Origin of the sequence: Variovorax beijingensis (assembly GCF_003951285.1) — a bacterium.
In the GTDB taxonomy this organism is placed as follows: Bacteria; Pseudomonadota; Gammaproteobacteria; order Burkholderiales; family Burkholderiaceae_C; genus Variovorax; species Variovorax beijingensis.
Map to the genome: position 1 here is coordinate 353,275 of NZ_RXFQ01000005.1, position 24,025 is coordinate 377,299.

The 24,025-nt window shown below is 69.7% G+C and carries 23 protein-coding genes; 10 read left to right on the forward strand and 13 right to left on the reverse strand.

All coding sequences use genetic code 11. From position 1 onward, the window contains the following. Nucleotides 1-2 precede the first annotated feature (2 nt). Nucleotides 3-521 carry a TPM domain-containing protein gene (locus EJO66_RS11015; protein ID WP_125965286.1) on the forward strand — a complete coding sequence of 173 codons (519 nt, stop codon included), beginning with the start codon at nucleotides 3-5 and terminating at the stop codon, nucleotides 519-521. Nucleotides 522-640: 119 nt separating this feature from the next. On the opposite strand, the gene pdeM is transcribed toward EJO66_RS11015, so the two are convergent. Then, the gene (gene pdeM / locus EJO66_RS11020) at nucleotides 641-1,324 is read right to left on the reverse strand and encodes a ligase-associated DNA damage response endonuclease PdeM (protein ID WP_125965287.1); all 684 of its coding nucleotides are present in this window, start codon (nucleotides 1,322-1,324) and stop codon (nucleotides 641-643) included. Nucleotides 1,325-1,400: 76 nt separating this feature from the next. Here pdeM and trxC point away from each other — a divergent pair, with 76 nt between their 5' ends. Then, on the forward strand, nucleotides 1,401-1,850 hold the full coding sequence (gene trxC / locus EJO66_RS11025) for a thioredoxin TrxC (protein ID WP_124958906.1): 450 nt from the start codon (nucleotides 1,401-1,403) through the stop codon (nucleotides 1,848-1,850). 10 nt (nucleotides 1,851-1,860) lie between these two features. On the opposite strand, the gene EJO66_RS11030 is transcribed toward trxC, so the two are convergent. The 3 genes from EJO66_RS11030 to EJO66_RS11040 are packed head-to-tail and all read right to left on the reverse strand — an operon-like array spanning nucleotide 1,861 to nucleotide 7,387. After that, nucleotides 1,861-4,638: a ligase-associated DNA damage response DEXH box helicase gene (locus EJO66_RS11030; RefSeq protein ID WP_125965288.1), complete on the reverse strand. Its 2,778-nt coding sequence runs from the start codon at nucleotides 4,636-4,638 to the stop codon at nucleotides 1,861-1,863. Next, the gene (locus tag EJO66_RS11035) at nucleotides 4,635-6,290 is read right to left on the reverse strand and encodes an ATP-dependent DNA ligase (RefSeq protein ID WP_125965289.1); all 1,656 of its coding nucleotides are present in this window, start codon (nucleotides 6,288-6,290) and stop codon (nucleotides 4,635-4,637) included. The genes EJO66_RS11030 and EJO66_RS11035 overlap by 4 nt, the downstream gene beginning before the upstream one ends. Further along, nucleotides 6,287-7,387, reverse strand: coding sequence for a ligase-associated DNA damage response exonuclease (locus EJO66_RS11040; protein WP_125965290.1), 1,101 nt, complete (start codon nucleotides 7,385-7,387; stop codon nucleotides 6,287-6,289). Before EJO66_RS11040 ends, EJO66_RS11035 begins: the two co-directional genes overlap by 4 nt. Nucleotides 7,388-7,519: 132 nt before the next feature. Between EJO66_RS11040 and EJO66_RS11045 the strand changes: the two genes are divergently transcribed. From EJO66_RS11045 to hpxZ, 8 genes are all read left to right on the forward strand, one after another. Next, entirely contained in the window at nucleotides 7,520-8,425 is a 906-nt protein-coding gene (locus tag EJO66_RS11045) for a LysR family transcriptional regulator (RefSeq protein WP_124958910.1), read from the forward strand. Between the two features lie 135 nt (nucleotides 8,426-8,560). Continuing rightward, a complete protein-coding gene (gene atzD, locus EJO66_RS11050) occupies nucleotides 8,561-9,733 on the forward strand; it encodes a cyanuric acid amidohydrolase (RefSeq protein WP_125965291.1) in 1,173 nt (390 codons plus the stop codon). A gap of 163 nt (nucleotides 9,734-9,896) precedes the next feature. After that, a complete protein-coding gene (locus EJO66_RS11055) occupies nucleotides 9,897-11,111 on the forward strand; it encodes an FAD-dependent oxidoreductase (RefSeq protein ID WP_125965292.1) in 1,215 nt (404 codons plus the stop codon). Continuing rightward, entirely contained in the window at nucleotides 11,108-11,653 is a 546-nt protein-coding gene (locus tag EJO66_RS11060; protein WP_124958913.1) for a VOC family protein, read from the forward strand. The genes EJO66_RS11055 and EJO66_RS11060 overlap by 4 nt, the downstream gene beginning before the upstream one ends. Further along, entirely contained in the window at nucleotides 11,640-12,647 is a 1,008-nt protein-coding gene (locus EJO66_RS11065) for an ABC transporter substrate-binding protein (protein ID WP_125965293.1), read from the forward strand. The genes EJO66_RS11060 and EJO66_RS11065 overlap by 14 nt, the downstream gene beginning before the upstream one ends. An 8-nt stretch (nucleotides 12,648-12,655) precedes the next feature. After that, complete coding sequence (locus tag EJO66_RS11070) at nucleotides 12,656-13,489, forward strand: ABC transporter ATP-binding protein (protein WP_124958915.1); 834 nt, start codon at nucleotides 12,656-12,658, stop codon at nucleotides 13,487-13,489. Beyond that, entirely contained in the window at nucleotides 13,486-14,262 is a 777-nt protein-coding gene (locus EJO66_RS11075) for an ABC transporter permease (RefSeq protein ID WP_021012746.1), read from the forward strand. The genes EJO66_RS11070 and EJO66_RS11075 overlap by 4 nt, the downstream gene beginning before the upstream one ends. Nucleotides 14,263-14,270: 8 nt before the next feature. Beyond that, on the forward strand, nucleotides 14,271-14,660 hold the full coding sequence (gene hpxZ / locus EJO66_RS11080; protein ID WP_223262264.1) for an oxalurate catabolism protein HpxZ: 390 nt from the start codon (nucleotides 14,271-14,273) through the stop codon (nucleotides 14,658-14,660). On the opposite strand, the gene EJO66_RS11085 is transcribed toward hpxZ, so the two are convergent. The 9 genes from EJO66_RS11085 to atpD all read right to left on the reverse strand — a co-directional run bounded on the left by EJO66_RS11085 (nucleotide 14,661) and on the right by atpD (nucleotide 23,966). Further along, nucleotides 14,661-15,179, reverse strand: a complete 519-nt coding sequence (locus tag EJO66_RS11085) for a DUF3617 domain-containing protein (RefSeq protein WP_124958916.1) — start codon at nucleotides 15,177-15,179, stop codon at nucleotides 14,661-14,663. 80 nt (nucleotides 15,180-15,259) lie between these two features. After that, nucleotides 15,260-15,967, reverse strand: a complete 708-nt coding sequence (locus tag EJO66_RS11090; protein WP_124958917.1) for a phosphatase PAP2 family protein — start codon at nucleotides 15,965-15,967, stop codon at nucleotides 15,260-15,262. 49 nt (nucleotides 15,968-16,016) lie between these two features. Next, on the reverse strand, nucleotides 16,017-17,144 hold the full coding sequence (locus EJO66_RS11095) for a Gfo/Idh/MocA family protein (protein ID WP_420856672.1): 1,128 nt from the start codon (nucleotides 17,142-17,144) through the stop codon (nucleotides 16,017-16,019). 37 nt (nucleotides 17,145-17,181) lie between these two features. Beyond that, nucleotides 17,182-18,147, reverse strand: a complete 966-nt coding sequence (locus EJO66_RS11100; protein ID WP_124958919.1) for a substrate-binding domain-containing protein — start codon at nucleotides 18,145-18,147, stop codon at nucleotides 17,182-17,184. Between the two features lie 55 nt (nucleotides 18,148-18,202). After that, nucleotides 18,203-19,204, reverse strand: a complete 1,002-nt coding sequence (locus EJO66_RS11105; RefSeq protein ID WP_015867625.1) for an ABC transporter permease — start codon at nucleotides 19,202-19,204, stop codon at nucleotides 18,203-18,205. Further along, on the reverse strand, nucleotides 19,191-20,729 hold the full coding sequence (locus EJO66_RS11110; protein ID WP_125965295.1) for a sugar ABC transporter ATP-binding protein: 1,539 nt from the start codon (nucleotides 20,727-20,729) through the stop codon (nucleotides 19,191-19,193). Before EJO66_RS11110 ends, EJO66_RS11105 begins: the two co-directional genes overlap by 14 nt. Then, the gene (locus EJO66_RS11115) at nucleotides 20,726-21,895 is read right to left on the reverse strand and encodes an ROK family protein (protein ID WP_124958970.1); all 1,170 of its coding nucleotides are present in this window, start codon (nucleotides 21,893-21,895) and stop codon (nucleotides 20,726-20,728) included. The genes EJO66_RS11110 and EJO66_RS11115 overlap by 4 nt, the downstream gene beginning before the upstream one ends. A gap of 238 nt (nucleotides 21,896-22,133) precedes the next feature. After that, on the reverse strand, nucleotides 22,134-22,553 hold the full coding sequence (locus tag EJO66_RS11120; protein WP_124958921.1) for a F0F1 ATP synthase subunit epsilon: 420 nt from the start codon (nucleotides 22,551-22,553) through the stop codon (nucleotides 22,134-22,136). Between the two features lie 12 nt (nucleotides 22,554-22,565). Beyond that, nucleotides 22,566-23,966: a F0F1 ATP synthase subunit beta gene (gene atpD, locus EJO66_RS11125; protein ID WP_124958922.1), complete on the reverse strand. Its 1,401-nt coding sequence runs from the start codon at nucleotides 23,964-23,966 to the stop codon at nucleotides 22,566-22,568. Between the last annotated feature and the right edge of the window lie 59 nt (nucleotides 23,967-24,025).

Below are 24,025 nucleotides of genomic sequence, written 5' to 3' on the forward strand. Positions count from 1 at the left end.
GCATGGCAACGCTTTTCTCGAAGCTCGCCCGCATCTGGCGCCACCAGTGGATGGACGAGGCCGATGTGCGGCGCGTGCTGCCCGATGCCGCCATGGAGCGCCTTGCGGCGCGCGTGGCCGCGAGCGAGCGCCGCCACAGCGGCGAGATCCGCATCTGCGTGGAAGCGGGCCTGCCCTGGTCCTACCTGCGGCGCGACGCCTCGGCGCGCGAGCGTGCCGTCACGCTGTTCGGCAAGCTGCGCGTATGGGACACCGAACACAACAACGGCGTGCTCATCTACCTGCTGCTGGCCGAGCATGCGATCGAGATCGTGGCCGACCGCGGCATCGATGCGCGCGTCGACGATGCCGAATGGGCCACGATGGCGCAGCGCATGGGCGCGGCCTTCCGCGAAGGCCGCTTCGAGGACGGGCTCACGCAGGCGCTGGAAGAAATGTCGGCCTTGCTGGTGGCGCACTTTCCGCTGGCGCACGACCAGCCCGACACCAACGAGCTGCCCGACGAGCCCGTCGTGCTCTGACTTTCTTTCTCTCCCCCCCTTCCGGGGGAGGGCCGGGGTGGGGCAAGCGGCGGTGGCAGTGGTCACGCTCTGCCTGCCCCCATCCCAACCTTCCCCCGGGAGGGGAAGGAGCCAATACCTTACTCCGATGCGGGCAGCGCCCACACGCTTTTTCCACCCACCGCATAGAAGCACCGCCCCGGCGCGCGCTCCATCAGCCAGCCGCCCGTGAACTCGCCGAAGGCCGGCAGCACGGCCTGCCGCGCATCGCTCGCGAAACACGGCAGCCGCACGCTGTCGCGCCCCGGCCCGTGCAGCCTGCACACGGGATGCAGGTGCCCCGCGAGCACGAAGTGCGTGGCATGCGCTTGCGGATGGTGGCAGCAGGCAAAAGGGCCGAGCAGGTAAGGCTCGTCGACCACCTCGATGCCGAGCGCGGCCGGCGGATCGCCCGCGCGGCTGTCGTGGTTGCCCCGCACCAGCGTCATGCTGATGGGCGCATGCGCCGCGCGCCAGGCGGCCAGCGCCGCCAGCACCTGCGGCGTGCGCGCCTGCGCCGCATGCAGGAAATCGCCAAGGAAAACGATGCGCTGCGGCGCATGGCCCGCGACCAGCGCGTCGAGCCGCGCCAGGTTCTCCTGCGTGGTGCCGCCCGGCACCGGCTGCCCGAGCGCGCGGTAGGTCGCGGCCTTGCCGATGTGCAGGTCGGCAATGAACAGCACGCGGCCTTCGGGCCACCAGACGGCGTGCTCGGGCAACAGATGCAACAGTTCGCCGGCCCATTGGACCGGGAGCGCCGATGCGGGAAGATTCGAAGCGGTCACGGGCCACGAGTGTCGCAAAAGACGGCCGGGCCGGCGGCCGTCTTGCAATTCACCCCGCGAGCCCCAGTTCTTCGTCATGACCGAAACGCCTTCGCTGCACATCGTCTGCCCGCACTGCCACACGACCAACCGCGTGCGCGCGGCGCAGCTGGGCAGCGCGCCCGACTGCGGCAACTGCCACCGCGCGCTGTTCACCGGCCATTCCGCCGCGCTGCCGGACGAAAAGACCTTCGACCGCCACATTGCACGCAATGAAATCCCGGTGCTGGTGGACTTCTGGGCACCCTGGTGCGGCCCGTGCCGCCAGATGGCGCCGGGCTACGAACAGGCCGCGGCCCAGCTCGAACCGCAGGTGCGGCTGGCCAAGGTCGACACGGAAGCCGTGCCGGCGCTGGGCGCGCGCTTCAACATCCGCAGCATCCCGACGCTGGCGCTGTTCCGCGGCGGCCGCGAAGTGGCGCGCCAGGCCGGCGCCATGGGGGCGGCGGACATCGTGCGTTGGGTCAAGGCGCACGGCGCGGGTTGAGCTGAACGGCTCACAGCGGCGGCAACGGCCGTGACGGCCGTGATCGCGACCTGCGCTCCCGGCGCGGCGTGGCCGGCGGTTTGCCGGGACCTTCCTGCCCGAACGCGAGCGTGCTCTTCACGCGCTCCACGCCGCCGGCCGTGACCACGCCGCCCGCGGCCTTTTCGAGCTGCTCGACCATGCGCGCAATGCGGTCGGCCACGTTCTCGTTCGAGAGCTTCTCGCGGAACAGCTCGACCATGAGCGGAAACGAGAACGGCGTGGGCCGCTCGAGCGGCTTCAGCACCAGCTGCTGGGTCGCCATGCGCGCAAGGCTGGCCCCCAGGCGCCCGATTTCGAGTTCCTGCGCGAGCAGTTCCTGCTCGGCCTGCAGCAGCAGCTTGTTCGCCGGATCGTACTTGCGGAACACCTCCCAGAACAGCGACGACGAGGCCTGCAGCTGCCTGCTGCTGCGCTTCTCGCCCGGATAGCCCTGGAAGATCAGCCCCGAGACGCGCGCGATCTCGCGGAAGCGGCGCTGCGCCAGCTCGCCCGCGTTGAGCGAGGCCAGCACCTCGTGCAGCAGCGTGGCATGCGCGTCCTCGCCCTGCGGCAGGCGCAGCACCTGCGGCAGCAGCGCGGGCCAGTCGACCGGCGTGGCGCTCAGCAGCTCGAAGCCGTAGTCGTTCACCGCAATGGAAAAAGTACGCGCCTCGTGCTGCGCCACGCGCCAGGCCAGGAGGCTCGCAAGCCCCAGGTGCACGTGGCGCCCCGCGAAGGGATAGAGGAACAGGTGCGAACCTTCGCGCGTGGCGAGGGTTTCGGCCAGCAGGGTCTCTGGCGTGGGCAGGGCCGACCATTGCTGCTGGATCTCGAGCAGCGGCCGCACGCACTGCAGCTCGGGCGATGGATAGCGCCCCTCGCCGGCCAGCGCGAGCTGCTGCACCACCGCGTCGGCCAGCGTGGTCGACAGCGGCATGCGCCCGCCGTTCCAGCGCGGCACCGCGGCGCGCTTGCCGGTGGCGCGCCGCACCCAGGCCGTCATGTCGTGGATGCGCACGAGCTCGAGCAGCCGGCCGCCGAACAGAAAGCAGTCGCCGGGCTTCATGCGCGCGACAAAGCCTTCCTCGACGCTGCCGATCCTGGCGCCGCCCATGTACTGCACCGCCATGCTCGCGTCGCTCACGATGGTGCCGATGTTCATGCGGTGGCGCCGCGCGAGCCGCGCGTCCGGCACGCGCCAGACGCCTTCTGCATCGGGCACCGCGCGGCGGTAGTCGGGATAGGCGGCCAGCGAAGGCCCGCCCTGCGAGACGAAGGCCAGGCACCACGCCCAGCTCTCGCGCGACAGATCCGCATAGGCGGCGGTGCCGCGCACTTCGGCATACAGGTCGTCGGGCACGAAGCCGCCGCCGAGCGCCACGGTCACCAGGTGCTGCACCAGCACGTCGAGCGGCTGCACCGGCGTGTGGCGCGCCTCGATGTGGCCGGCCGCGATGGCCGCGCGCGCCGCGGCGCCTTCGACCATCTCGATGCTGTGCGTGGGCACGAGCGTGATGCGCGACGGCCGGCCCGGCGCGTGGCCCGAGCGCCCCGCGCGCTGCAGCAGCCGCGCCACGCCCTTGGGCGAACCGATCTGCAGCACGCGCTCGACCGGTAAAAAGTCCACGCCGAGGTCCAGGCTCGAGGTGCAGACCACGGCCTTGAGCTCGCCGTTCTTCAAGCCCAGCTCGACCCATTCGCGCACCGCGCGGTCGAGCGAACCATGGTGCAGCGCGATGAGGCCGGCCCATTCGGGCCGCGCCTCGAGCATGGCCCGGTACCAGATCTCCGATTGCGAGCGCGTGTTGGTGAACACCAGCGTGGTGCTGCTGGCGGCAATCTCGTCGAGCACCTGCGGCAGCATCGTGAGGCCCAGGTGGCCGCCCCACGGAAAGCGCTCGGCCCGGCCGGGCAGCAGCGAATCGACCACCAGCTTCTTGGGCACCGCGCCCTGCACCAGCACGCCCTCTTCACGGCCCAGCAAGGCATGCATGGCCTCCGGCAGGTTGCCGAGCGTGGCCGACATGCCCCACACGCACAACGACGGGTTCCAGCGCCTGAGCCGCGCGAGCGCCAGCTGCACCTGCACGCCGCGCTTGTTGCCGAGCAGTTCGTGCCACTCGTCGACCACCACCATCTTCACGCGGCCCAGCACCTCGCTCGCATCGGCGCGCGCGAGCAGCAGCGACAGGCTCTCGGGCGTGGTGACGAGCACCGTGGGCAGGCGCTCGTTCTGCGCGCTGCGCTCGGCCGACGAGGTGTCGCCGCTGCGCGCGCCGGCGCTCCAGCGGTGCACGTCGACGCCCTGGGCATCCATGGCCTCGAGCGGCTGCTGCAGCGCGCGCAGCGTGTCGGCCGCGAGCGCGCGCATGGGCGTGATCCACAGCACGGTGAGCGGCGGCGGCGTGGCCTTTGCGCTGCGCGAGGGCGGCGGCGCCGCGGACGAGAACGCCTGCAGCGCGCCGAGCCACACCGCGTAGGTCTTGCCCGCGCCGGTGGTCGCATGCAGCAGCCCGGAGCGCCCCGCGGCCACGGCTTTCCACACGTCGCGCTGGAACTTGAAGGGCTTCCAGCCGCGCGCTGCAAACCAGGCGTCGAGCGCCGCCTTGACTGCTGCTGCCTTGCTCCTTCCCCTTCCGGGGGAAGGTGGGGATGGGGGCTCGCGGCCTTCGAGCACAGGCGGCCGATCCTTGATGCGCCGCTTGCCCCCGCCCCTGCCCTCCCCCGGGAGGGGAGGGAGAAATGCGGGGTCAGGCGGCGCGGTCATGACGGCAGCAGCGCGGCGAGCGTCTGCAGGGTGTCGGCTTCCGCCACCGGCTTGTCCTCGCGCCAGCGCAGCATGCGCGGAAAGCGCACCGCGATGCCGCTCTTGTGGCGCGCGCTGCGCGCAATGCCTTCGAAACCCAGCTCGAACACCAGCGTGGGCGCGACGCTCTTCACCGGACCGAAGCTCTCGACGGTGGTCTTGCGGATGATCGCGTCCACGCGCGCCATCTCGGCGTCGGTGAGGCCCGAATAGGCCTTGGCAAAGGGCACGAGCTTGCGGTCTTCCTGCTCGGGCGGACCGTCCCAGACGGCGAAGGTGTAGTCGCTGTAGAGGCTCGCGCGCCGGCCGTGGCCGCGCTGTGCGTAGACGAGCACGGCGTCGATGCTGAGCGGATCGATCTTCCACTTCCACCACACGCCCACGTCCTTGGTGCGGCCCACGCCGTACTGCGCGTCGCGGCGCTTGAGCATCATGCCCTCCACGCCCAGGCTGCGCGCCGCTTCGCGCTGGCGTGCGAAGTCGCTCCATTCGATGCCGGTGAGCATCGGGCTCGGCAGCAGCGACGGATGCTGCATGCGCGTGACGAGTTCGTCGAGCAGCAGCCGGCGCTCCGATTGAGGCAGCGCGCGCAGGTCGCGCCCTTCCCATTCGAGGATGTCGTAGGCCAGCAGCACCACCGGGATCTCGCGCAGCAGCTTCGCGCCCAGCGTCTTGCGGCCGATGCGCTTCTGCAGCTCCGCGAAGGGCTGCACGCGGTCGTCGCGCCAGACGGCAATCTCGCCGTCGAGCACCGTGCCGTCGGGCAGCGCATCACCGAGCACGGCCAGCTCGGGAAAGCGCTCGGTCACCAGTTCCTCGCCGCGCGACCACAGCCAGCTGGCGCCCGCGCGCTTGACCAGCTGCGCGCGGATGCCGTCCCACTTCCATTCGACGATCCAGCCGGCCGGCGGGCCCAGCGCGGCATCGAACTGCTCGAGCGGCAGGTTGAAGGCATGCGCAAGAAAGAACGGGTACGGCTGCCCGCTGGTTTTTTGCACCTGCTCCGCGCCCGACTCCGGCGCGATCAGCGCGCGGTAGTCTTCCGCCCGCGGCCGGCCGCCGATGTGGGTGTAGCCCATGAGGCGCTGCGCCACGCGCTTGGGATCGATGCCGCCCACGCCCGCGAGCGCCTGCGTGACCTGCAGCTTCGACACGCCCACGCGGAAGGCGCCGGTGATGAGCTTGAAGTACACCAGCCGCTCTTCGGCCGCGAGCTGGCGCCACTGCGCGCGCAGCCGTGCGGGGAGCCCGTCGGGCGCTGCCTTGCCGGCCTCGCGCAGCGGCAGCAGGTGCTCCTCGACCCAGCGCGCCAGGCCGAGGTCGTGCGCCTCGGTGGGCGGCGGCAGCAGCAGCGCGATGGTTTCGGCCAGGTCGCCGACCGCCTCGTAGCTCTCGTCGAACAGCCATTCGGGCAGGCCCGCGGCCTCCTGCGCGAGCAGCCGCAGCAGCCTGGTGGGCACGAGCTGGCGCGGCTTGCCGCCGGCCAGGAAGTACACGGCCCAGGCCGCATCGGCCGGATCGGCCTCGCGCAGGTAGCGCTGCAGCGCGGCCTGCTTGGCAAGGCTCGAGGTGCTGGCGTCGAGCTCGCGGTAGAGCGCCGCGAAGTCCTTCATGGTCCGGTTGCTCCTTCCCCTTCCGGGGGAAGGCTGGGATGGGGGCCGGCAGGCGAGGGAGTTTCCTGGTCGTCCTCGTCGCCGTACTCGGTCCTGAAGCCCTGCGCCTCCAATCCGTTCTCGCTGAGCCAGCGCACCATCACCGCCACGCTGCCGTGGGTGACGAACACCCGGCAGGCCCCCGTGCCCGCGATGGCCTGCTGCAGGCCGGGCCAGTCGGCGTGGTCGGACATCACGAAGCCGCGGTCCACGCCGCGCCGGCGGCGCGTGCCGCGCAGCTGCATCCAGCCGCTCGCGAAGGCGTCGGCATGGTGGCCGAAGCGGCGCATCCATGGTGTTCCCTGGGCCGAGGGCGGCGCCAGCACCAGCGCCCGCTTGAGCAGCGCGGCATCGACACCCGCATCGGTCACGCGCAGGGTCTGCGGCAAGGCCACGCCCGCGGCGCGGTACACGGCATTGAGCGGCTCCACGGCGCCGTGCACCACGATCGGCCCGATGGAGGCGTCCACGCCATGCAGGATGCGCTGCGCCTTGCCGAAGGCATAGCAGAACAGCACCGATGCGCGGCCGGCTTCGGCATTGGCGCGCCACCAGGCGTCGATCTCGGCGAACAGGGCCGCCTGCGTGGGCCAGCGGTAGATCGGCAGGCCGAAGGTCGACTCGGTGATGAAGGTGTCGCAGGGCACCGGCTCGAAGGGCGCACAGGTGCCGTCGGGCTCGGTCTTGTAGTCGCCCGAGGCCACCCACACGCGGCCGCCGTGTTCGAGCCGCACCTGCGCCGAGCCCAGCACGTGGCCGGCCGGATGCAGCGAGATGCGCACGCCGTGGTGCCCGATCGCCTCGCCGTACGGCAGCGTCTGCAGCGCGATGGCGTCGCCGAGGCGGGTGCGCAGCGTGCCGGCGCTGTCGGTGTGCGCGAGGTAGTGGCCGTGGCCGGCGCGCGCGTGGTCGGAATGCGCATGGGTGATGACGGCGCGCGCCACCGGCCGCCAGGGGTCGATGTAGAAGTCGCCCGGCGGGCAGTAGAGGCCCTCGGGCCGCGCCACCACGAGGTCGCCAGGGCGCAAGGCGGAACTGTGGGGCAGCGGCGCGGTCATGGCCCGACATCGTAGGCCGGCGCGGCGCTCCGCGTGCCGAAGGCCGGGCGCAAAGCACTGTGGGCGGCGGCCTACGCTTGCTTCGCCGGCCCGGCCGCGCATGGGCCTGTGGAACAATCTTCGCAACCACCCATGCTGCATCCGCCCCGCCACTTCGTCTACCTCGATGCCGTCGCGCGCGCGGGGTCGATCCGCAAGGCGGCCGAGAAGCTGCACGTGGCCTCGACGGCGCTCAACCGCAAGATCCTGGAGATCGAGTCCGACATCGGCACGCCGCTGTTCGAGCGCCTGCCGCGCGGCGTGCGCCTCACGGCAGCGGGCGAGGTGCTGATCACCGCGGTGCGGCGCAGCATGGCCGACATGCGCTCGGCCGAGTCGCAGATCGAGCAGCTGCGCGGGCTGGTGCGCGGCACGGTGCGCATCGGCTGCGCCGAATCGGTGGCGACCGACCTGATCCCCGGCACCATCGCGCACTACCAGCAGACGCACCCGGGCGTGCAGTTCCAGATCGTCTCGGGCGTGACGGGCAACCTGGCCGCGTCGCTGATGGCCGACGATGTCGAGCTGATCCTGGTGCACGACCCGCAGCCGTCGCAGACGCTGCGCGTGATCAGCGCGATCGCGCAGCCGCTGTGCGCGATGCTGCGGCCCGACCATCCGCTCGCGAAGCGCGCCACGCTGCGGCTGGCCGATTGCCAGAAGTACACCGTGGCGCTGGGCGACCGGTCGTTCGGCAGCCGCCGGCTGCTGGACGACGTGATGGCGCGCTCGCGCATCGCGCTGCAGGTCGCGCTGGAGGCCAGCACCGTGCAGACGCTCAAGGAGTTCACGCGGCAGACGGGCGCGATCAGCTTCCAGTTCCAGATCGGCACGCTCAACGAGGTGCGGCGCGGCGAGCTGGTGTCGATCCCGCTGTCGGACCGGGCGCTGGCGCACAGCCAGCTGGTGCTGGCGGCGCGCGCCGGCCGCATGCTGCCGATCGCCACGCTGTCGTTCATGGAAACGCTGGTCAACCGGCTGGCGGCGCTGCCGGGCTGAGCAGCCCGCGGGCGCGCCGTTCAAGCGGCGAATCGCTCACTGCACACAATTTGCGCTCGGTCCGAGCGAAACATTGCGCTGGAAGTTTGCACCCCGGCTGCCCATACTGCGTTCATCTGTTGCACCGCAGCATCCATGGACGCCCACACCCTCCTCCCCCCAGGCATCGCGCCGACGCAGGCCGCCACGCGCCCGCGCCTGGCCGTGCACCGGCTGCCGATGGCGCATCCGGGCGACCTCTCGGCGCTCGCCGCGCTGTTCGACCAGGGCGCGATCGAGCCCGCGCAGGTGGTGGCCGTGATCGGCAAGACCGAAGGCAATGGCGGCGTCAACGACTTCACGCGCGGCTACTTCACGCAGACGCTGATGAGCCTGCTGGCCGCGCGGCTGGGCCGGCCGGCCGCCGAACTGCTGCGCGAGCTGCCCTGCATCCTGTCGGGCGGCACCGAGGGTGTGCTGAGCCCGCACTACGTGGTGTTCGCCCGCAGCGGGCGGCCCGCAGCGGATGCGGCCGCCGGGCCCGGTCCGGGCGCGCTCGCGATCGGCACGGCCGTCAGCGCGCCGCTGCCCGCGCAGCACGTCGGGCGCTGGGCGCAGGTGGCGTCGGTGGCCGGCGCGGTGCGCGAGGCGATGCGCGGCTCCGGCATCGCCCGCGCCGAGGACGTGGCCTTCGTGCAGGTCAAGTGCCCCTGCGTGACGGCCGCGCGCGCCCAGGCCGCCGCCGCGGCCGGCCACACGGTGCTGACCGCCGACTCGGGCCGCTCGATGGCGGCGGCGCGTGCCGCCGGCGCCTTCGGCGTGGCGATCGCACTGGGCGAGCTGCCCGACGATCCGGCGCTGGAGGCCGCGATGCTGCTCGACTTCGAGCGCTTCTCCCGCCGCGCGAGCATTTCGTCGGGCGTCGAGGTCGAGGCCAACGAGGTGATCGTGCTCGGCCACAGCGCGGCATGGGAAGGCACGCTGCGCATGGCCTGCGCACCGATGCGCGACGCGCTGGACATCGGCGCGGTGGCCGAGGCGCTGCGGCCGCTGGGCATGAACGCGGCGCCCCAGTTGAGCGCGGCCGATGCGGCGCGGGTGGCGGCGGTGTTCGTCAAGTGCGAGCCCGACCGCCGCGGCCACGTGCGCGGCGCGCGCCACACCATGCTCGACGACACCGACATCAATGCCCAGCGCCACATCCGCGGCGCGGTCGGCGGCATGGTGGCCGGCGTGCTGGGGGACGCGCGCATTTTCGTTTCCGGAGGCGCCGAGCACCAGGGACCGGACGGCGGCGGACTGGTCGCGGTGATCGCGCACGCGGCATGACAGCACGCCCGCAACCCGATGCCGGCGCGGACTTGGTACGCATCCTGCAGGTGCCCGCACCCACCATGCACGCCACCGGCCCCGCCTTCGAACAACGCCATTTCCGGCAACACCGGCGTCGCGCGCCTGCCGCGGCGGCGCCTCTCAGCGAGAGCCCATCCGCATGAAGATCGTGATCATCGGTGCCGGCGTGGCCGGCGCCATCCTGGCCCGCCGGCTCGCCGCGCTGCCCGGCGTCGAACTGCATTGCCTGGAGCGCGTCGGCCCCGACGACCACTCCGAGGCCGGCACCGGCCTGAACGTGGGCCCCAACGCGGTCAAGGCGCTGCGCCTGTGCGACGCGGCGCTGGCCGCCGAGGTCGAGGCCGCGAGCCTGCCGTGGCAGCACTGGCAGATCGCGCTGACCGACGGCACGGTGCTGTTCGACCTGCCGCTGTCGCAGGTGGCGGACAACCCCGGCATCCGCATCCGCTGGTCGGAGCTCTACCGCGTGCTGCGCGAAGGCGCGGGCGCGGCGATCCGGTATGGCTGCGAGATCGCGTCGATCGCCGCGGCCACGGGCGGCGGCGGGCGCACCGCCGTGCGCTACCTCCAGGGCGGCGTCGAGCACCGCATCGACGACATCGACCTGCTGGTCGGCGCGGACGGCCGCTATTCCGCCACCCGCGCCGCGTTCTCGGGCCTGCCCGAGCCGCGCCACGTGGGCGTGGCGATCCTGCGCACGCTGGTGCCCGACACCAGCGCCGGCCTGATCGACGACTACGGCCAGTGGTTCAACGGCCCGCACCGGCTGCTGGCCTTCCGCGTGCCGCCGGGGCATGTCTACATCGCGGCGACCTACCCGGTCGAACCCGGCGCGCCGCTGCGCGACGAATGGAAGACCGAAGCCGCGATGCGCGCCACCTACCAGCCCGCGCAGGGTGCGCCGAGCGCGCAGGTGCAATGGCTGATGGACGCCATGTGCGCAAACCTGCCGCACAGCCACTGGGCCCGCATGCAGGAATCGGACGTGCTGTTCGGCGAAGCCGATGCCGACGTGATGTACCTGGGCGACAGCGCCCACGGCATGGCACCCACGCTGGGCCAGGGCGCGACCCAGGCCATGGAGGACGCCTGCGCCGCCGCGCTGATCCTCGAGCGCGAGATCCGCGCCGGCCGCCGGGCGCCGCGCGGCTGGCTGGCGCTGGTGGACGCCGCGCGGCGCGAGCGCATCCGCTTCGCGATGGCGCTGTCGATCACCGCCACCGACACCATGCTGGCCGGCGCCGACCCGGTGGCCGGAACGCGCTGGAAGACCGGGCCCGCGTTCCTCGGCGACCTTTCCACGCTGTTCCGCGACGTGTCGCTGGGCCAGCACGAACCGGTGCCTGCGCCATGACAGCGACCAACGCCGCCATCACGCACGGCCTCTTCCATCTCGCGATCAAGACCGCCGACCTCGGCCGCACCCGCGCCTTCTGGACCGGCGTGATCGGCCTGCGCGAGATCGCGCGGCCCGACTTCGGCTACCCCGGCGCATGGCTGGCCTGCGGGCAGCCGGGCGGGCAGGCCATCATCCACGTCTATGCCGGCGGCCCGGCGCTGGGTGCGGGCGGCCGGGTGCCGCACGGCAGCGGGGCCATCGACCACGTGTCGCTGGCCTGCTCGGGCTACCACGCGTACGTCGCGCGCTTTCGCGCCGCGGGGCTGGACTGGCGCGAATTCCTCGTGCCCGGCACCACGCTGTGGCAGCTGTTCGTCTACGACCCGAGCGGCGTGCAGCTCGAGCTCACCTTCGAAGGCGCGGTGGAAGACGGCGCGCCGCCCGACATGTCGGCCGCGCGCGTGTACCGCGCCGGCAGCTCCTTCTTCGATCCGCTTGCCTATCCCGCCCTGACCCCGCCACCCCGTTCCGGAGAACCCCACGATGCCACGCCCTGAGCTTTTCTTCGCCGCGCCCCTTCGTGCCACCGCCCGTCTTGCCGGCGCCGCGGCCTTCGTCCTCGCCGCGTTCGCGGTGCTGCCGGCCCAGGCGGCCGACAGGATCAAGGTCGGCGTGTTTCCCTCGAGCGCGGCGCTGCCGTTCTACGTGGCCGTGAACCGCGGCTACTTCAAGGAGGCCGACCTGGAGATCGAGGAGGTGCCCATGACCAGCCACCCGCTGACCGTGCAGGCGCTGGTGTCGAACGGCATCGACGCGGCGGTGAACCTGGTGACGCTCGAAGGCGCCAACATGGAATCGCGCCGGCCCAACACGCTGAAGTACATCTCGCTCAACGGGCAGAACGCGCAGCACGTGATCGAGCAGTTCGTCGTCAAGGCCGACAGCCCGGCGCGGACGCTGAAGGATTTCAGGAACGGCTTCAAGCTGTTCTCGGCGCCCGGCCCCGCCAACATCGGCGCGGCGCGCGCGGTGCTCAGGAAGGTGGGCCTGGCCGAGGGCAAGGACTTCACGATCCAGGAACAGCAGATCGGCGTGCACCTGGGCGCGCTGCAGTCGGGCAACTTCGACGGCGGCTACACGCTCGAGCCCTCGGCCACCATCATGGTCGCGCAGAAGGTCGGCAAGCGCATCGAGGCCGGCGTGATCTCCACCTACCTGCTGGGCAACAAGAGCGCCTCGGCCTTCGCGGCCGGCGCCGTGATGTCGGGCAGGTTCATGGCCGACAAGCCCGACGTGGCCAGGCGCTTCGCCGCCGCGTGGGCGCGCGGCGTGAAGGAGGCACAGGCCGACAGCAGCGCGCGCGGCTACCTGGTGCAGGGCATGAAGGTGCCGCCCGAGCTGGCCGCCACCGTACCGCTGCCGCGCATCGTGATGGCCAGGGACATGACCCCCGCCGACGTGGGCGACTTCCAGAAGTTCCTCGACATCGGCACCGAGCTGGGCGTGGTCAAGGCAAGGATCGACGGCAAGGCACTGGTGCGGGCCTTCTGATGCGCACCATGAGCACCCATCTGCCGATCGGCACCGCCGCGCCCGGCGCCGCGGATGCCGGCGCCTCGCACCGCTGGTACCCGAAGGGCACGCACATCACGATCCGCGGGCTGACCAAGCGCTTCCAGGACGCGACCATCTACGACAACTTCGACCTCGACATTCCGAAGGGGAAGATCGTGTCGGTATTCGGCCCCAACGGCTGCGGCAAGAGCACGCTGATCAACATGATCGCGGGCATCCTGCCGTGCGACAGCGGGCAGATCCTGTTCGAGGGCAAGGAAGCGCGCGAGACGCGCATCGGCTACGTGTTCCAGAACTACCGCGAGGCGGTGTTTCCGTGGCTGCGCGCGATCGACAACATCCGCTACCCGCTGCAGTACCTGAACCTGTCGAAGGCGCAGCAGCAGTCGCGCATGGACAGGCTGATGGAGAGCTTCGACGTCAAGCTCGACCTGCAGCGCTACCCCTACCAGATGTCGGGCGGCCAGCAGCAGCTGGTGTCGATCATGCGGGCGCTGGTGGTCGACCCCGAGGTGCTGTTCCTCGACGAGCCTTTCTCCGCGCTCGACTACGAGATGGTGATGTTCCTGCGCGAGCGGCTGCAGAAGGTGCTGGTCGAACGCCGGACCACCACCTTGCTGGTCTCGCACGACCTCGACGAGGCCGTGCTGCTGGCCGACGAGGTGCTGCTGCTGACCAAGCGGCCCACGCGCGTGGCCGAGAACCTGCCCTTCGACGTGGCGCGCCCGCGCACGGCCGACACCACGATCACGCCGGCCTTCATCGCCACCAAGACCCGCGCGCTGGACGTGTTCCAGCGGGAGGTGCGCAAGCCATGAGCCTCGCCCATCGAGCCAACGCCTTCGGCGCCCGCCTGCGGCCGCTGTTCGGCATCGCCGCGCTGATCGGCCTCTGGGCCTTCGTGCATGCGACGCGCGCGGTCGACCCGGTGCTGCTGCCCTCGCCGCTCGAGGCGCTCGCGGCCTTCTGGAACGGCCTTGCGCACGGCACGCTGTGGGGCGACTTCTTCAAGACCATCGTGCGCACCGTCACCTCCTTCGGCCTTGCGCTCGTGATCGCGGTGCCGCTCGGCATCGTGCTGGGGTCGAACGAGAAGATCTACGAATCGATCGAGTTCGCGATCGACTTCTTCCGCTCGACGCCGGCCTCGGCCATGTTCCCGCTGTTCCTGGTGCTGTTCGGCGTCGGCGAGGCCACCAAGATCGCGGTCGCGGCCTTCGGTGCGGCGCTGGCCATCCTGTTCAACGTCGCCTACGGCGTGATGAGCGCGCGCAAGCAGCGCCAGCTCGCAGCCAAGGTGATGGGCGCGCCGCGCTGGCGCGTGCTGACCGACGTGATCCTGCTCGAATCGATGCCGCAGGTGTTCGTCGGCATGCGCTCGGGCGTGTCGATCGCACTGGTGATCGTGATCGTGGCCGAGATGTTCATCGGCTCCACCGATGGCCTCGGCCAGCGCATCATGAACGCCCAGACCATTTTCGACATGCCCGACATGTACGCCTCGATCTTCGCGGCGGGCCTGCTCGGCTACGTGATGAACCTCGTGTTCCTGGTGGCGGAGCGGCGCTTCGTGCACTGGGGCGGAAAGTAATGCAAGCCATGACCGTTTCCATGACCGACATCAACCTGCCCGCCGTGCTCGCCGAAGTCGAGGCCGCGTTCGCCGAGTACGAGCGCGCGCTCGTCACCAACGACGTTCCGGTGCTCGACAGGCTGTTCTGGGATTCGCCGCACACGCTGCGCTACGGCGCCGGCGAGAATCTCTACGGCTACGACGCGATACGCGCGTTCCGCCAGGGCCGGCCTGCGGTCAACCTCGAGCGCGAGATCACCGCAAGGGCCATCACCACCTTCGGTCGGGACTTTGCGGTCGCGAACGTCGAGTTCAGGCGCGCGGGCAGCGAACGCACGGGCCGCCAGAGCCAGACCTGGGCGCGCCTGCCGGAGGGCTGGCGCGTGGTGTCGGCGCACGTGAGCCTGATGGGCTAGCTATTTCTTCGGCTGGCCCTTCATCATGTCGACGACGTTCATCTTCATGCCGTTGCCCATGATCATGTCGCCGGGCTTCTGCCCGGCCTTGCACGGGCCGACCCACTTTGCCTCCATGACGAAGCTCCCGCTGGACTTGCCCATCATCGGCGGCTTGTAGGTCGAGCTGCTTTCCATCCGGTAGCTGGAACCGAAGTCGCCCGTGACCACCGCGTGGCTGGTGGCGGTGGTCGTGCCCATCTTGCACACGGAATCGATCACCAGCGTGCTGCCTTCCCTGCGTATCTCCTGCTTCGAGCAGGCGTCCTTGCCCATGCCCTGCCCCATGTCGCGCAGCGCCTGGTCGGTGGCGGCGTCGATGCATTGCTGGATGGTCTGCGCCGGCGCGCCGCTGGCGCTGTCTCCCATCTTCATCTCCCACAAGCCGGGCTTGCGCGCGGGATAGTCGATGGCCAGCGCGGGCAAGGCCGTGCTGCAGGCCAGCATGAAGAGGGCAATGGCGGATGGGCGAATCTTCATGGCGGGCTCCGCGTTGGTTCGAAGAAAAGGATGCTCGGGTTCTACCGCGCGCGGCGCGCGGATGGAATAGCGCAATCGGCCTACGCCGGCCGTGCCTGCGCGGCGGCTGCCGCCGCCGCGGCCTTGCGGGGACGCGAGGCCAGCCCGAAGCCGATGCCCAGCGCCAGCCCGCCGAGCACGTCGACCAGCACGTGCTGGCGCACCGCCATCGTCGAATAGACGATGGCCACGGCCCACGCGATGTTGAGCGCGCGAGCCCACGCGGGCGCAGCCACCTCGCGCAGCTGCCGCGCAAGCACCACGCAGGCAAACACCGAGAACGACACATGCAGCGACGGAAACGCGTTGCCGGCCGTATCGACAGTTTTCAGCAGATGCAAAGAGGTGCCCGGGCTGGTGTCGATGCTGAAGTTCGGGATGGCCGTGGGCACGAACCAGAACACCACGAGCGCGATGCCGGTCATGAAGGCGCAGCCCAGCGCAAAGCTCCAGAGTTCACGCCTGTCCTTGGCAAGGAACACCGGCAGCGCGATGTAGAGCCACAGCGATAGATAGACCGGCAGCAGCGCCGGCCAGAAGGCGATCAGCCGGTCGAACGCGGTGAGCGGCAGCGTCCAGGGCTGGCCGGCGTTCTTCATGATCCAGAAATACAGCGGGAAGAAACCCGCGGTCGCGACCGTGTTGCCGACCAGCTTCAGCGGCCAGAGCGCGCGGCACCGCCGGCCCAGTATGCGAAGCCAGGGCTGCGGACTCGAAGGCGGCGGATTCTCGAAAGAAGAAGATGTCATGAACGGCCGATGCGGTGCGCCTGGAACCCGCGCAAGCGAGCCCGTGGCCCTACCAGGGCGTCCATTTTGATTCGCTTTGGGCCGAGGCCACCGTACGCTCGATGAAGCGCACGCCGCGCGCACCGTCTTCCACGCCCGGGTAGTCGGCCGCGATGGCATCGGCCGGCTGGCCCGCATTCCGCGCGCGGATGTCGGCCGCCACGCCGGCATAGATGTTGGCAAAGGCCTCGATGAAGCCTTCGGGATGGCCGGCAGGCAGGCGGCTGGCGCGCTGCGCGGCCTCGCACAGCCAGGGCGAGCCGCGCGTGAAGATCTGCTTCGGCCCGTCGTGCGGCAGGTGCGCCAGCTGGCTCGGCTGCTCCTGCCGCCATTCGAGCGTGCCGAGCGTGCCCGACACGCGCAGCCGCAGGTCGTTCTCCAGGCCCGTGTTGACCTGCGAGGCAATCAGCACGCCGCGCGCGCCGCCCTTGAAGCGCAGTAGCAGGCTGCCGTCGTCGTCGAGCATGCGGCCCGGCACCAGCGCGCTCAGGTCGGCGCACAGGCTCTCGATCTCCAGGCCGGTGACGCTGGCGACCAGGTTCTCGGCGTGCGAGCCGATGTCGCCGATGGCGCCGGCCGCGCCGCTCCTTGCGGGATCGGTGCGCCAGTCGGCCTGCTTGTTGCCGGCGCCTTCGAGCTGGCTCGCGAGCCAGCCCTGGTTGTATTCGACCACCACCTTGCGCAGTTCGCCGAGCTGGCCCGAGCGGACCATCTCGCGCGCCTGCCGCACCATCGGGTAGCCGGTGTAGTTGTAGGTCACGCCGAACAGCGTGCCCTGCTTCTTCACGGCCGCGACCAGCGCGTCGGCCTGCGCGCGCGTGTGCACCAGTGGCTTGTCGCACACCACGTGGAAGCCCGCTTCCACGAAGGCCTGCGCGACCGGAAAGTGCACGTGGTTGGGCGTGACGATGGAGACGAAGTCGATGCGCTCCTCGGGCGGGCGCTTCAGCTCGTCGGCCAGCAGCGACTGCCAGTCGCCGTGGTTGCGGTCGTCGGCCAGGTGCAGGTCGCGCCCCGAGGCGCGCGCCTTCTCCGCGCTCGACGACAGCGCGCCGGCCACGAGCTCGATCTGCCCGTCGAGCGCCATGGCGTTGCGGTGCACGGCGCCGATGAAGGCGTCGCGGCCGCCGCCGACCATGGCGCAGCGCAGCTTGCGGGAAGCGATCTCGGTCACCTTAGAACGGCGAATTGGGGTGGTAGAAGTCCTTGGCGTTTTCCTTGGTGATCAGCACCGAAGGAATGATCGTCGTCGCGGGCAGCTTCTCGCCCTTCAGCCGCGCTTCGGCCGTGAGCTTGATCGCGTCGTAGATGAACTTGGGCGAGTAGCTCACGTCGGCGCCGATGCGCTTGTCCTTGCCGTCCATGATGGTCTTGACCATGCCCTTGGCGCCCGCGCCGCCGAAGACGATCTTGATGTCGTCGCGCTTGGCCTGCTCGATGGCCTTGAGCACGCCCACGGCCATGTCGTCGTCGGCGGCCCAGATGGCGTCGATGTTCTTGAAGCGCGTGAGGTAGTCCTGCGTGACCTTGAAGGCGTCGTCGCGGTTCCAGTTGGCGTACTTGGCGTCGAGCAGCTTGATGTCGGGATGGTTCTTGAGCACCGCGTTGAAGGCGTCCATGCGCTCGTTGTCCAGCGTGGTGGCAATGCCGCGCAGCGCCACCACGTTGCCCTTGCCGCCGAGCTGCTTGGCGATGTACTCGGCCGGAATGCGGCCGAAGGCGGTGTTGTCGCCGGCCACATAGGCATCCTGCGCGCTGGTGTCGGTGAGGCCGCGGTCGACCACGGTCACGTAGGCGCCCTTGGCCTTGACCTGCGCCACCGGCTTGGTCAGCGCGGCCGATTCGAACGGAAACACCACGAGCGCATTGATCTTGGTGACCGTCGACAGGTCTTGCAGCTGGTTCGCCTGCTCGGGCGCATTGGCCGCGGTCTTGATCGTGATCTTCAGGTCCTTGTGTTCCTTCTCCAGGTCCTTCTTCGCCTGGTTGGCCCAGTAGTTGATGCCGCCCATGAAGCTGTGCGTGGCCGCCGGAATCGAAACGCCGAGGTTCACTTTCTCGGCGGCGAGTGCGGGCAGGCTCGCGAGCGCCGCGGCCGCCACGGCCGTGAGTGCGATGCGGCGTGTGAGGAAGCTTGTCATGCTGGATGTCTCCTTGTGGTTGATGAGTGATGAAAAGGAACGGAACGCGAATGCGCTAGCGGCGCCCTCTTTGCAGGAACGCGACGATGATGATCACGAAGCCCTGCACCGCGGCGTTGAGGTACACGCTGATGATGCTGGTGAGGTTCAGGATGTTGCTGATGACCGAGAGCAGGATGGCGCCCACCACGGTGCCCGTGATGCTGCCCGCGCCGCCCTTGAGCGCGGTGCCGCCGACGATCACCGCGGCAATCGCCTCGAGCTCCCACAGCAGGCCCGTGGTCGGCGAGGCCGATCCGAGGCGCGGCACGTACAGCAGCGTGGCAATGCCCACGCACACGCCCAGCAGCACGTAGGTGAGGATCTTCACGCGGTCCACGTCCACCGCCGCATAGCGCGCGACCTGTTCGTTGGAGCCGATGGCCTGCACATAGCGCCCGTAGGCCGTGCGGTTCAATATGACGCCGCCGATGATCGCGACGATCACGAACACCCACACCGGCACCGGAATGCCCGCGAGGCTTGCGTAGTACACCGGCGCATAGAGGTCCGACAGGTCGTTGTCGAGCGTGAGCGCGCCGCCGTCGGCAAAGTACGTGAGGTACGCGCGGAAGATGCCGAGCGTGCCCAGCGTGACGATGAAGGGCTCGATGCGCCCCTTGGTGATCAGCAGGCCGTGCGCCAGGCCGAACAGCGCACCCAGCACCACCGCGAGCACCGCGCCCATCACCACCGCCATCAATGGCGAGCCCGAGGCGGGACCGGCCCAGTTGATGAACATGATCACGCTGCCCGCGATGAGCGCCGCCATCGAGCCCACCGACAGGTCGATGCCGCCGGAGATGATCACGAAGCACATGCCCACCGCGATGATGCCGATGAAGGCCGTGCGCGTGAGCACGTTCATCGCGTTGTCCACGGTCGCGAAGTCGCTGTTGAGCAGCGTGCCTCCGATGCACAGCAGCACCAGGCCGATGACCGGGCCGAGCCCGTGCAGGTGCTCGGTCCAGCGCGGCTTGCCCTCGCTGCGGTGTTGCGCGGCTTCAGGCTGCGGCATGGATGTCTGCTGTTCCGGTGGCATGAGCGATGAGCTCCTCTTCAGTCAAGTGGTCTGCGTCGAGCGTGGCAACAAGGCGGCCCGCGCGCATCACCGCCACGCGGTGGCACAGTCCGATGAGTTCCATCAGCTCCGACGAGATGACGATCACCGCGAGCCCTTCGCGCGCGAGTCGCTGGATCAGAAAGTAGATATCGCGCTTGGCGCCGATGTCGACGCCGCGCGTGGGCTCGTCGAGCACCACCACCTTCGGTTTCGGCTGCAGCACCTTGGCGAGCGCGAGCTTCTGCTGGTTGCCGCCAGAGAGCGACGAGGCGCGCACGTCGAGCGAGCCGGTGCGGATGCCGTAGTCCTTCACCGCCTCGGCCAGCGCGCCGCGTTCGGCGTCGGGCTGCAGCCAGGGCCGCGCATAGCGTTCGAGCGCCATCAGCGTGAGGTTCTGGCGCAGGCCGAAGTTCACGTGCAGGCCCTTGCCCTTGCGGTCCTCGCTCAGGTAGGTGAGCCCGTGTCTGGCGGCATCGCGCGGATCGCGCCAGCCCTTGTGGTGCGGCACGGGCTTGCCGAGCATCTCGACCTCGCCGCTCGCGGGCCTGAGGCCCAGCAGGCCTTCGAACAGCTCGGTGCGGCCCGCGCCGACCAGGCCCGCGAAGCCGAGGATCTCGCCGGGGCGCACCTCGAAGCTCGCGTCCTGCGCCCAGCCGGGCACGCTGAAGTTGCGCACGCGCATGGCGGGCGCATCGGCGGCCACCACCAGGTCGCGCGGCGGATACAGGTCGGCCAGCTCGCGGCCCACCATGAGGTTGGCCATCTGGTGGCGCGTGACCTCGGGCGTGGGCGCACGCGCCACGAAGCGGCCGTCGCGCATCACGATCACCTCGTCGGTCACCTGCTCCACTTCGTCGAGCTTGTGCGAGATGTAGACGATGGTCACGCCATCGGCGCGCAGCTGCGCGATGAGCTTGAAGAGGCGCTCGGTTTCGCCCGGGGTCAGCGTGGCGGTCGGCTCGTCCATGACCAGCAAACGTGCGCGGCGTGCAATGGCCTTGGCGATCTCGACGAGCTGCTTCTCGGCCACGATGAGCCTTCGCACCTTGGTGCGCGGATCGACCTGCAGGCCGACGGCGGCAAGGGCTGCCGCGGCGTCGCGCTCCATCGACGCATCGTCGAGCAGCCAGCCCCTCTTCTTTTCATGGCCGAGGAAGATGTTCTGCGCCACGCTCAGGTCTTCGGCGAGGTTGAACTCCTGGTGGATCAGCACGATGCCCAGCGCCTCGGCGTCGCGCGAGCTCGCGAACTGCTGCGGCTGGCCGTTGATGCGCAGCGTGCCGCCGGTGAGCGGCTCGTAGCCCGACAGGATCTTCATCAGCGTGGACTTGCCCGCGCCGTTCTCGCCGAGGAGGCCATACACGCGTCCCGGCGCCAGCGCGAAGCTCACGCCGTGCAGCACCTGCACCGGACCGAAGGCCTTCACCACGCCGTCGAATTCGACCGCGACGCTTCCCTTGCTTTCTGCTTCTGCCGTCATGGCGCCACTCCGCGGACCTTCAGTGTTTCGTGCATCGCGAGCACGCCGGCCCCCACCAGGCCGCCCTGCACGCCCAGCGGCGTGTACTGGATTTCCAGGTGCCGCGTCGAAAGCGCGAGCGAGCGCTGGTACACGCTCTGCCGCACCGCCGCCAGGAACAGCGGCCCGATGCGCGTGATGCCGCCGCCGATGAACACATGCGACGGATTGAAGAAGTTCACCACCGACGCCAGCATCTGGCCGATGAGGTTGCCGGCGCGCTGGATGATGCCGTTGGCCGCCGTGTCGCCGGCGCGGCTCGCCTGGCCCACGTCGACGGCCTCGATGCGCCCGTGCACGCGCAGGCACTCGGCCAGCATGGCGCTTTCGCCGGCCTCGGCCGCCTGCACGGCCATGCGCGTGATGGCCGGCCCCGCGGCCATGGCTTCGACGCAGCCGACGTTGCCGCAATGGCAGCGCGGCCCGTCCTGGTCGACGCAGATGTGGCCCACGTCGCCGGCCGACCCGGCCGCGCCGCGATAGACCTCGCCGTGGCAGACGATGCCGCAGCCGATGCCGGTGCCGATCTTGATCACGAGGAAGTTGTTGAGCGAGCGCTTCAGCCGCCAGAGTTCGCCGAGCGCCATCAGGTTCACGTCGTTGTCGACGAAGACGGGCGCCGCGTAGTCCTCGCGCAGGTAGTCGCGGATCGAGAAACTGTCCCAGGCCGGCATCAGCGGCGGATTCACAAGCTGGCCGATCTCGAAGTTGACGGGGCCCGGCACGCCGATGCCGATGCCCAGCACGTCCTTCGCGCCGTGGCCGCAGCGCGCGAGCAGCTCGCGCATCAGCACGCGCACCCGCGCCAGCACCACGGCCGGGCCTTCGCGCACGTCGGCGGGCTCGTCGTGCTGCGCGAGCACCGTGAGGTCGGGGCGCAGCACCGCGACGTCGAGGCTGGTGGCGCCGATGTCGATGCCCACGAGCACGCCGAGGCCGGCATGCAGCTGCAGGTTTTCGGCGCGGCGCCCACCCGAGGAACGCTGCAGGCCCGCTTCGGCCAGCAGGCCCTGCTCGACCAGGCCAGCGATCAGCGCATTGGCCTTGCTCTTGGAAAAGCCGAGCTGCTCGGCCATGGCATGGCGCGAGCCGCCGGCCGACCAGAAGGTGGTCTCCAGCAACCGCATCTCGTCCGCAGTGATGCCACTCCAGGGTGCCACGCGCTTTGTCTCCAGATATTCTTTTGGCCGCCGGCTGCAGCCGCTGCAGTCCGGGGCGAAGGCGAATACTAGGGGCGCAGCTTCAGCCGGACAAGGCCGAACTTCGACCATGTTCAGACCAAAGCCAGGCGTTTTGCAGGAGCGCCGAGCGCAAAAAAGCCGCCCGGAGGCGGCTTCTTCGTGATGCGCTTTTCTTCGCTCTTGCTTACTTCTTCTGGCGGTACTTGCGCAGCGCAGCGATCTGCGCAGCCATCACGGCCAGTTCCGACTGCGCCATCGCGATGTCGATGTCGCTCTTGGCGTTCTTGAGCGCTTCCTCGGCGGCCGCCTTGGCCTGGTTGGCCTTCTCGTCGTCGAGGTCCTTGCCGCGGATGGCGGTGTCGGACAGCACGGTGACGGCGTTGGGCTGCACTTCGAGAATGCCGCCGGCCACGAAGACGAACTCCTCGCCGCCGTCGGCCGTTTCGATGCGCACGGCGCCCGGGCGGATGCGCGTGATCAGCGGCGTGTGGCGCGGATAGATGCCGAGCTCACCGGCTTCACCGGGCAGCGCGACGAACCTGGCTTCGCCCGAGAAGATCGACTCTTCCGCGCTGACCACGTCCACATGAATGGTGCCTGCCATGGTGATTCCTTGTTAAGCGACCTTCTTGGCCTTTTCGAACGCCTCGTCGATGCTGCCCACCATGTAGAACGCTTGTTCCGGCAGGTGGTCGGCTTCGCCGTTCACGATCATCTTGAAACCGCGGATGGTTTCGGCCAGCGGCACGTACTTGCCGGGCGAACCCGTGAACACTTCGGCCACGTGGAACGGCTGCGACAGGAAGCGCTGGATCTTGCGGGCGCGGGCCACGGCCAGCTTGTCTTCCGGTGCCAGTTCGTCCATGCCCAGAATCGCGATGATGTCGCGCAGTTCCTTGTAGCGCTGCAGCGTGCCTTGCACGGCGCGGGCCACGTTGTAGTGCTCTTCGCCGACCACGTTCGGGTCGAGCTGGCGCGAGGTCGAATCGAGCGGGTCCACGGCCGGGTAGATACCGAGCGAAGCGATGTCGCGCGACAGCACCACGGTGGAGTCCAGGTGGGCGAAGGTGGTGGCGGGCGACGGGTCGGTCAAGTCGTCGGCCGGCACGTACACGGCCTGGATCGAGGTGATCGAGCCGACCTTGGTCGACGTGATCCGCTCCTGCAGGCGGCCCATTTCCTCGGCCAGCGTCGGCTGGTAGCCCACGGCGGAAGGCATGCGGCCCAAGAGAGCCGACACTTCGGTACCGGCCAGCGTGTAGCGGTAGATGTTATCCACGAAGAACAGCACGTCGCGGCCTTCGTCGCGGAACGACTCGGCGATGGTCAGGCCGGTCAGCGCCACGCGCAGGCGGTTGCCCGGGGGCTCGTTCATCTGGCCGTAGACCATGGCGACCTTCGAGTCCTCGAGCTTCTCGAGGTTCACGACGCCGGAATCGGCCATCTCGTGATAGAAGTCGTTGCCTTCGCGGGTACGTTCACCCACACCAGCGAACACCGACAGGCCCGAGTGAGCCTTGGCGATGTTGTTGATGAGTTCCATCATGTTCACGGTCTTGCCCACGCCGGCACCACCGAACAGGCCCACCTTGCCGCCCTTGGCGAACGGGCACACGAGGTCGATCACCTTGATGCCGGTTTCCAGCAGGTCCTGCGAAGGCGACAGTTCGTCGTACGCGGGCGCCTTGCGGTGGATCGATGCGGTGAGGTCCTGGCTCACGTCGCCGCGCTCGTCGATCGGACGGCCGAGCACGTCCATGATGCGGCCGAGCGTGGCCTTGCCGACGGGCACCGTGATGGGCGCGCCGGTGTTGGTGACGATGAGGCCGCGGCGCAGGCCGTCGGACGAGCCGAGCGCAATGGTGCGCACCACGCCGTCGCCGAGCTGCTGCTGGACTTCGAGGGTCAGCCCGCCGCCTTCGAATTTCAAGGCGTCATAGACCTTGGGCATCTGGTCACGCGGGAACTCCACGTCGACCACGGCGCCGATACATTGGACAATTTTTCCTTCAGCCATGGCGTTTCCTTCTGGATCTCAATAATGTTGCGACAGGTTCTTGCAGAAGCGTCCTTGTG

Bases quoted from the DNA above. Each gene is read 5' to 3' on its own strand.
- EJO66_RS11060 (WP_124958913.1), top strand. From the start codon at position 11,108: ATGACAGCGACCAACGCCGCCATCACGCACGGCCTCTTCCATCTCGCG.
- EJO66_RS11015 (WP_125965286.1), top strand. From the start codon at position 3: ATGGCAACGCTTTTCTCGAAGCTCGCCCGCATCTGGCGCCACCAGTGG.
- EJO66_RS11105 (WP_015867625.1), bottom strand. From the start codon at position 19,204: ATGCCGCAGCCTGAAGCCGCGCAACACCGCAGCGAGGGCAAGCCGCGC.
- EJO66_RS11085 (WP_124958916.1), bottom strand. From the start codon at position 15,179: ATGAAGATTCGCCCATCCGCCATTGCCCTCTTCATGCTGGCCTGCAGC.
- EJO66_RS11055 (WP_125965292.1), top strand. From the start codon at position 9,897: ATGAAGATCGTGATCATCGGTGCCGGCGTGGCCGGCGCCATCCTGGCC.
- EJO66_RS11030 (WP_125965288.1), bottom strand. From the start codon at position 4,638: ATGACCGCGCCGCCTGACCCCGCATTTCTCCCTCCCCTCCCGGGGGAG.
- EJO66_RS11095 (WP_420856672.1), bottom strand. From the start codon at position 17,144: ATGGTCGGCGGCGGCCGCGACGCCTTCATCGGCGCCGTGCACCGCAAC.
- atzD (WP_125965291.1), top strand. From the start codon at position 8,561: ATGGACGCCCACACCCTCCTCCCCCCAGGCATCGCGCCGACGCAGGCC.
- EJO66_RS11065 (WP_125965293.1), top strand. From the start codon at position 11,640: ATGCCACGCCCTGAGCTTTTCTTCGCCGCGCCCCTTCGTGCCACCGCC.
- EJO66_RS11120 (WP_124958921.1), bottom strand. From the start codon at position 22,553: ATGGCAGGCACCATTCATGTGGACGTGGTCAGCGCGGAAGAGTCGATC.
- EJO66_RS11070 (WP_124958915.1), top strand. From the start codon at position 12,656: ATGAGCACCCATCTGCCGATCGGCACCGCCGCGCCCGGCGCCGCGGAT.
- EJO66_RS11035 (WP_125965289.1), bottom strand. From the start codon at position 6,290: ATGAAGGACTTCGCGGCGCTCTACCGCGAGCTCGACGCCAGCACCTCG.
- EJO66_RS11110 (WP_125965295.1), bottom strand. From the start codon at position 20,729: ATGACGGCAGAAGCAGAAAGCAAGGGAAGCGTCGCGGTCGAATTCGAC.
- EJO66_RS11090 (WP_124958917.1), bottom strand. From the start codon at position 15,967: ATGACATCTTCTTCTTTCGAGAATCCGCCGCCTTCGAGTCCGCAGCCC.
- EJO66_RS11075 (WP_021012746.1), top strand. From the start codon at position 13,486: ATGAGCCTCGCCCATCGAGCCAACGCCTTCGGCGCCCGCCTGCGGCCG.
- trxC (WP_124958906.1), top strand. From the start codon at position 1,401: ATGACCGAAACGCCTTCGCTGCACATCGTCTGCCCGCACTGCCACACG.
- hpxZ (WP_223262264.1), top strand. From the start codon at position 14,271: ATGACCGTTTCCATGACCGACATCAACCTGCCCGCCGTGCTCGCCGAA.
- EJO66_RS11100 (WP_124958919.1), bottom strand. From the start codon at position 18,147: ATGACAAGCTTCCTCACACGCCGCATCGCACTCACGGCCGTGGCGGCC.
- EJO66_RS11045 (WP_124958910.1), top strand. From the start codon at position 7,520: ATGCTGCATCCGCCCCGCCACTTCGTCTACCTCGATGCCGTCGCGCGC.
- EJO66_RS11115 (WP_124958970.1), bottom strand. From the start codon at position 21,895: ATGCGGTTGCTGGAGACCACCTTCTGGTCGGCCGGCGGCTCGCGCCAT.
- EJO66_RS11040 (WP_125965290.1), bottom strand. From the start codon at position 7,387: ATGACCGCGCCGCTGCCCCACAGTTCCGCCTTGCGCCCTGGCGACCTC.
- atpD (WP_124958922.1), bottom strand. From the start codon at position 23,966: ATGGCTGAAGGAAAAATTGTCCAATGTATCGGCGCCGTGGTCGACGTG.